This window comes from Xenorhabdus innexi (genome assembly GCF_002632485.1).
Lineage (GTDB): Bacteria > Pseudomonadota > Gammaproteobacteria > Enterobacterales > Enterobacteriaceae > Xenorhabdus > Xenorhabdus innexi.
Genome location: NZ_NIBU01000101.1, coordinates 1 through 7450, shown reverse-complemented (window position 1 = coordinate 7450; position 7450 = coordinate 1). Strand labels below are relative to the sequence as shown.

General features: G+C 41.4%; 5 protein-coding genes and 1 pseudogene. 5 read left to right on the top strand and 1 reads right to left on the bottom strand.

Translation table 11 applies throughout. The annotated features are described in order from the left end of the window. Positions 1-96: 96 nt before the first annotated feature. From Xinn_RS23590 to cmoB, 4 genes and pseudogenes are all read left to right on the top strand, one after another. Positions 97-456 (top strand): annotated as a pseudogene (locus Xinn_RS23590) (inverse autotransporter beta domain-containing protein); the annotation flags it as partial. Positions 457-468: 12 nt separating this feature from the next. Then, the gene (locus tag Xinn_RS19395; RefSeq protein WP_244590266.1) at positions 469-1875 is read left to right on the top strand and encodes a hypothetical protein; all 1407 of its coding nucleotides are present in this window, start codon (positions 469-471) and stop codon (positions 1873-1875) included. A 207-nt stretch (positions 1876-2082) separates the two neighbouring features. After that, positions 2083-2838, top strand: coding sequence for a carboxy-S-adenosyl-L-methionine synthase CmoA (gene cmoA / locus Xinn_RS19390; RefSeq protein WP_086953013.1), 756 nt, complete (start codon positions 2083-2085; stop codon positions 2836-2838). Beyond that, positions 2838-3809: a tRNA 5-methoxyuridine(34)/uridine 5-oxyacetic acid(34) synthase CmoB gene (gene cmoB, locus Xinn_RS19385; protein WP_086953014.1), complete on the top strand. Its 972-nt coding sequence runs from the start codon at positions 2838-2840 to the stop codon at positions 3807-3809. The genes cmoA and cmoB overlap by 1 nt, the downstream gene beginning before the upstream one ends. An 83-nt stretch (positions 3810-3892) precedes the next feature. On the opposite strand, the gene cutC is transcribed toward cmoB, so the two are convergent. Further along, positions 3893-4639, bottom strand: coding sequence for a copper homeostasis protein CutC (gene cutC / locus Xinn_RS19380; protein ID WP_086953015.1), 747 nt, complete (start codon positions 4637-4639; stop codon positions 3893-3895). A gap of 804 nt (positions 4640-5443) precedes the next feature. Here cutC and argS point away from each other — a divergent pair. Continuing rightward, positions 5444-7174 carry an arginine--tRNA ligase gene (argS, locus tag Xinn_RS19375; protein WP_086953016.1) on the top strand — a complete coding sequence of 577 codons (1731 nt, stop codon included), beginning with the start codon at positions 5444-5446 and terminating at the stop codon, positions 7172-7174. Positions 7175-7450 lie beyond the last annotated feature (276 nt).

Genomic DNA, 7450 nt, shown 5'->3' with positions numbered 1-7450 from the left:
CCGTGGTTTTGATATTAGTTTAGCGACGATTATCAGATCATAAATGAAGCCTTTTTTCTATCTAAAAATAAACGGTTATTGCTTAAGATCCTATCTATGACTAATGCCTATCTTCGCCTGAGCAAGTGGCACCCGTCACGGGGTGATAAACTCTGGGAAGAGCGCCCGGCCAATGGTTTTGATATCAATGGGGAATTCTTTCTTCCAACCTACCCGCATATCGGCAGTAAGCTGAGTTACGAAAAATACTTTGGTGATAACGTTACCCTGTTTAACCGTGATACCAAACAGAAAGACCCCGACTTTGCCAAAGTAGGCATCAATTATACACCAATCCCGCTGATAACAATGGGCATAGATTACAGACATGGCAGAAGTGGACACAGTGATGCTCGTCTTCAGGCCAATTTAAACTATAAATTTGGGATGCCGTTGAGTGCTCAGTTGTCACCGGACAGCGTTGCATCAATGCGCACATTAGCGGGTAGCCGTTATGATTTGGTGGAAAGGAATAACAACATTGTTTTGGATCACAAGGAAAACCCGAGACTGGATATCAGCTTACCAAAGGCTCTTGATGGATATAGCGCTAATGAAATACAAGCAATTGCGGCTGTAGTTTCAAATAAACCGACTAAACCGGTGACATGGCGGGCAGAAGAAACATTCAGCAAAAATGGCGGAGTACTTCCGGTTAGCGGTAACCCCATCACAATGACACTGCCAAAATATAACCCCAATGGTGACAATAGTTACCCGATTTATGCCACCGTGGAATTAGAAGACGGAAAACTCTCCAGAACAGCAGAAATGACTGTTACAGTGAGTTCTTTTACCCCTGAAGTTGAGCCATTCAAAGGCGATATGGAGGTTTCTCCAAAAGAGGGGCGTTTTGGGAATGGAACAGAAGAGTATACATATAGGGTCTTAATTGTTGACCCTAAAAACGGGAAACCACTTCGTAACTACAAACCAGCGTCTGTAGAATGGGGCATTCTAGATAACAAACTACCGAATAATGTGAAATTTAAGGAAAAGAAAACAACGACAAATAATGATGGATATTTAACAGCTTCATTGGTTAGTAATGTCGGAGTTGATGGTGTCAAAATCAAGGTAGATATAACAGCGGATGATGGTAATAAATACTCCAGTAATAGCGATAAAATACCAGTGGATTTCAAGCCGGTAATACAGGAAGCTGGGTTACTCATCTTCAGCCGTCATGAGTATACCCGCACTCAAGAAAAAAATAAGCCGTATAATGTTCATGAGGGATTAACAATCACTTTGACAAAAAAAATACCCGGAAATCACGCCATTGCCCAATTTCAGGACCACATTGAATATAAACAGTCTTCTGACCTAGTGAAAATAGTCAATAGACAAATCACTTTTCCTTCGGAAACTTTTACCTCATCTAAATCCGCAACAGTTATTGCGACAGTGACTGAAGCCAAGACGGGAGCTAAATATGCATATACATATACATTTAATCCAAAAAGGTATGTTTTTAGCCCTGATGTTGGTGAAGTAAAACTCAAGGATAATGGTAGCAATAAAACGTGTGAAAAACTTGATCGTCAATATTCACTGGGACGTGGAGCCGAATCAATGACTGAGGATAATGTCAGAGAAAATTCATCTGATCCTAATTCTTTGGGGAATGAATATAGATATTCAGTAAATGATGGTTCTACCGGTTTTTCTGGATTTGGGTTTTTGCCTTATAGAAATCCAAAAGATATGAAAGTAAAAATAAAAAGCACGAATAAAGAGAGTAATTTTATTTTATATCACTATTATGAAATGGGTGGTTTAATTGGTATTGACCCTGAGGATTCTGGCCTGTTGTTGTGCCAGATAAAAGAGTAAAAATAATATTATTTGATAAAACACAGGCTTATTTCTGAGACTGTGTTTTATCTAAACTCGCTTTGCTTAACCTTAAGAGGCATGATCCTCCATCTTCTGTACCTAACTTTAACTGCTCAGCCAGTTCTGTCAGATTAGTACTTCCTGCCTTTTCCTCCATTCTGCTAGAATAGCCAATTCTTAATTGTTTCCAAAATCAATGTTGTTATGTCAAATCAAGATCCTCACAATCAACGGGACAGCCTGTTTTCTGCTCCAATCGCTAACTTAGGTGATTGGAGTTTTGATGAACGGGTTGCCGAAGTCTTTCCAGATATGGTGAAACGCTCCATTCCTGGTTATTCAAATATCATCTCCATGATCGGCATGCTGGCCAGCCGCTTTGTCGCGCCGGACAGCCAGATTTATGATCTCGGCTGTTCCCTCGGCGCAGCCACCTTATCCATTCGCCGCAATATTGATATTGACGGCTGCCGTATTATTGCTGTTGATAATTCACCCGCTATGGTCGAACGTTGTCGCCGTCATATAGATGCTTTCAAAGCAAAAACTCCCGTTGAAGTCATCGAGCAGGATATTCTTGATACCGACATTCAAAATGCTTCAATGGTAGTTCTGAATTTCACATTACAGTTCCTTCAGCCCGATGATCGCCAGAAAATATTAAACAAAATCTATGCCGGATTAAAACCCGGAGGCGTTCTGGTTCTGTCTGAGAAATTCAATTTTGAAGATAAAAATATTGGCGAGTTACTATTCAGTATGCATCATGACTTCAAACGGGCTAATGGCTACAGTGAGCTGGAAATCAGTCAAAAGCGCAGCATGCTGGAAAATGTCATGCGGACAGACTCTGTTGAAACCCATAAATTACGCCTGAAACAAGCCGGTTTTCAGCATGCCGAAGTCTGGTTCCAGTGTTTCAATTTCGGCTCATTATTAGCCATCAAAGGAGCTGAATAATGATCGATTTCGGGAATTTTTATCAATTAATTGCCAAAAACCATCTGAGTCATTGGCTGGAATGTTTACCGGCACAACTCAACCATTGGCAGAAAGCGGCATTGCATGGTCAATTCAGTTCGTGGTTAAAGAATCTGGATAATTTGCCAGAAATTCAACCATCTCACCTTGATCTGAAGAGTGGTGTCATCGCTACACACACACCCGAATTATGTGATGGTGAAAAAGCTCGTATCCGCAATATCCTGAAAATTTTCATGCCTTGGCGTAAAGGGCCTTTTTCATTATACGGGGTTGAAATTGATACTGAATGGCGTTCTGACTGGAAATGGGATCGTGTTCTGCCGCATATCTCCCCTCTGGAAGGAAAAACCGTACTTGATGTCGGCTGTGGCAGCGGTTATCACATGTGGCGTATGGTCGGTGAAGGTGCTGAGTTAGTTGTCGGTATCGACCCTACTCAGCTTTTCCTTTGCCAATTTGAAGCCGTCAGAAAGCTATTGGGTAATGACCAACGTGCTCACCTGCTTCCGCTGGGTATTGAACAGCTACCTGAATTAAACGCGTTTGATACTGTCTTTTCTATGGGCGTACTTTATCATCGTCGTTCACCGCTTGATCATTTATTGCAACTGAAAAATCAGTTGGTTTCTGGCGGAGAACTGATCCTGGAAAGTTTAGTCATTGAAGGAAATGCAGATCAATGCCTGCTCCCGGGTGAACGTTACGCGCAAATGCGCAATGTTTACTTTATCCCTTCTGCTGAAATGCTGAAAACGTGGCTGAAAAAATGTGGTTTTGTCGATGTCAGAATCGTTGATCAGGCAGTGACAACGACAGAAGAGCAACGTCAGACAGAATGGATGAAAACTGAATCCCTGGCTGATTTTCTTGACCCTTCAGATCAAAGCAAAACTATCGAAGGCTATCCGGCTCCACTGCGCGCCGTTCTTGTTGCCCGCAAGCCTTAAGGTACGCAACTTTAAAGATTGATGTGTGAATTGCTTGTTATGGCAGTTCACACCTTCAATATTCATGTGATTTTAGCCGGGAGCTAGTGATCAATCAGCATCATTACGCATTTCATCGACTCTACTAACTCATTATCGACACTATAATTAGTGTATTCTTCTATTTCACGGTCTTCGGAGCTCATTCTCACCCCCGCCTTACGGTAGACCATTTTAGAAGGTACAATTTTACCTGCCGAACTGTGTACTTCCTTCACACCAATTTCTAAAAACTTACTGATATTACTGGCTCTAACCCCCGCTGCGGGCATAATACTCGGCCCGCGACTGGCCTGAGCCAGTTCTTTTAACAGATGTAAACCTAACTCTGCGCTGCTTTGCTGACCAGAAGTTAAAATACGTTTTACCCCAAGTTCAGTAAGCTGCTCCAGCGTATGTAGCGGATCACAACACATATCAAAAGCACGATTAAACGTGACAGCCATATCTCCTGCCAATGACATCAGTTGCCGCATTCGCAGCATATCTATCTTCCCTTCTTCGTTCAAAAGACCAAACGAAATACCGGGAAAACCCATTTCACGAATACAGGATACATCATTTTTCATCGCTTCAAAATCGAGTTTACTGTAACAAAAGTCCCCACCTCTGGGCCGAACAATCGGATGTACGGGAATACATAAGCACTGTAACGATTGCTGCAATATTCCCATACTGGGTGTCAGACCACCTTCTAATGGCCCTGCACACAGTTCGATTCGATCAGCCCCAGCCTCTTGTGCAATAAGAGCACAACTTATGCTATAACAGCAAATTTCCAGTTTTAGCATTAAAAGCTCCTTGAATTCAAATCTGCCAATACGTCATAAATAGATTCGAAATATTTCATTAGTGGACTTATTAACTATGACAACTATTTTTCAAAATGACATATTGCAAATCACAAGATCAGAGTTTTTTACTAAAAAACCGTTATATAAAAGTCAATTTTGCTGATGTGTCCGCATTTTTACCAAGATTCATGGATAGGAAAAAAATAATGCTTGATCGCAGTGATATTATCAGTTATTGACGAAATCCAAATCTCCATCAGAGCAAATCAACTAGCCAAATATGATAAACATATCAGCATGTTGCTTACATGCACATTATTCGTTATCAGAGCTGTGAATATCCATAACAAGGTTCATAATTTACTCAATTACCGATGCTTAATTTAAGGAAGTATATTATGACAATGGATTATTAGTTATTTCGATTAAATAGTAATTATTAATATTTCTATTGCTTTGATGCAATAATACTCATTATTGCATCGGAAGATTTTTTCATCGGACAACATAAAGAGTCCCGAAATTTGCAAAATGTATAACTAGCACTGAGAGTAACTAAATGAAGATAAAAATGATTAAACTAAGCTCTGTGTGCTTTATCCATATTACAGATACCTTTCTTCGACGAAGAATCCACCAAAAGAAAGAGTAAAAACAAAAAGTATCCCTGCCAGCCGGAGCTGATAGTAGCATGCAGGGTATTGAATATGGTATAAACCCCGTTATTTTTCATAACCCACATGCCTGAAAATGCTGCATTATAAAAATGTATGATTTTGGCGCATAATTTAAGGTAACACTGTGAATATACAGGCTATTCTTTCAGAAAAAATCAGCAGTGCTCTGATTGCAGCTGGTGCTCCAGCCGATAGTGAGGCTCACGTTCGTCAATCTGCAAAAGCTCAATTTGGTGACTATCAGGCAAATGGTGTCATGGCGGCAGCGAAAAAGGTCGGTATGCCACCACGACAACTGGCAGAAAAAGTTGTCAATTTGCTGGATCTGCAAGGAATTGCCAGCAAAGTCGAAATCGCTGGCCCGGGATTTATCAATATTTTCCTCGATAAAACATGGGTTGCTGCAAATGTAGAAAACGCGCTGACAGCAGAAAAACTGGGAATATCTCCTGTAAAACCACAAACTATCGTTATCGATTATTCTGCACCCAATGTTGCTAAACAGATGCATATTGGTCATATCCGCTCAACCATCATCGGTGATGCGGCAGCACGTACACTGGAATTCCTTGGGCATAAAGTTATTCGTGCTAATCACCTTGGCGATTGGGGAACCCAGTTCGGCATGCTGATTGCCTATCTGGAAAAAGTACAGAATGAAGATGCCAGCGATATGGCATTATCCGATTTGGAAGAATTTTATCGCGCTGCAAAGAAAAATTACGACGAAGACGAAGAATTTGCCATTCGTGCCCGTAGTTATGTTGTGAAACTGCAAGGTGGTGATGAGTATTGCCGTAATATGTGGCGTAAATTGGTTGAAATCACCACCTCACAAAATCAGGCAACATATAACCGCCTGAATGTTACTTTGACAGAAAAAGATGTAATGGGCGAAAGCCTTTATAACGATATGCTGCCGGGGATCGTTACTGATCTGAAACAACGTGGCATTGCTGTTGAAAGTGATGGCGCAACCGTGGTTTACCTTGATGAATTCAAAAATAAAGAAGGTGAACCAATGGGTGTTATCATCCAGAAAAAAGATGGTGGCTACCTCTATACGACGACAGATATCGCCTGTGCAAAATACCGTCATGAAATTCTGAATGCAGACCGTGTGCTTTATTACATCGATTCACGTCAGCATCAGCATTTAATCCAAGCATGGTCGATTGTACGCAAAGCAGGCTACATTCCTGAATCCATGTCACTGGAACATCATATGTTCGGCATGATGCTGGGTAAAGATGGCAAACCGTTCAAAACCCGCGCAGGCGGGACAGTAAAGTTGTCTGACCTGCTGGATGAAGCCATTGAACGCGCAGATACTCTGATCCGTGAAAAGAATCCAGATATGCCGGAAGATGAACTTAAAAAAGTTGTCGAAGCAGTGGGTATCGGCGCAGTAAAATACGCCGACCTTTCCAAAAGCCGCACGACAGACTACGTGTTTGACTGGGATAACATGCTGGCCTTTGATGGCAACACTGCGCCTTATATGCAGTATGCTTACACCCGAGTATCTTCTATTTTCAAACGTGCTGACATCGATGAAAGCAGCCTGACATTACCTATTGTACTGAATGAAGAGCGTGAGCAAACGCTGGCTACCCGTCTGTTACAATTTGAAGAGACCATCACAACCGTTGCTCGTGAAGGTACACCACATGTGATGTGTGCTTACCTGTATGATCTGGCTGGCCTGTTCTCCGGTTTCTACGAGCACTGCCCAATCCTGAATGCGGAAAGTGAAGAGTTGCGTCAAAGCCGCCTGAAACTGGCGCTGCTGACAGCAAAAACACTGAAACAAGGTCTTGATACGCTGGGTATTCAGACTGTAGAACGAATGTAATTACTCCGTTCAAACTGGCGTAAAGTAATTTATTTTACGCCAGTCACCCCGATTATTTGATTCAGATTTTCCTACTAAACCATAATGATTAAAAATATCGATTTCTCCTACTTTTGCTGACGAGATGAAGCTGAAATACGATTTCCAGCAGGATCATAATCATATTTATTTTCACTTCATAGATAGGATCTTAAGCAATAACCGTTTATTTTTAGATAGAAAAAAGGCTTCATTTATGATCTGATAATCGTCGCTAAACTAATATCAAAACCACGG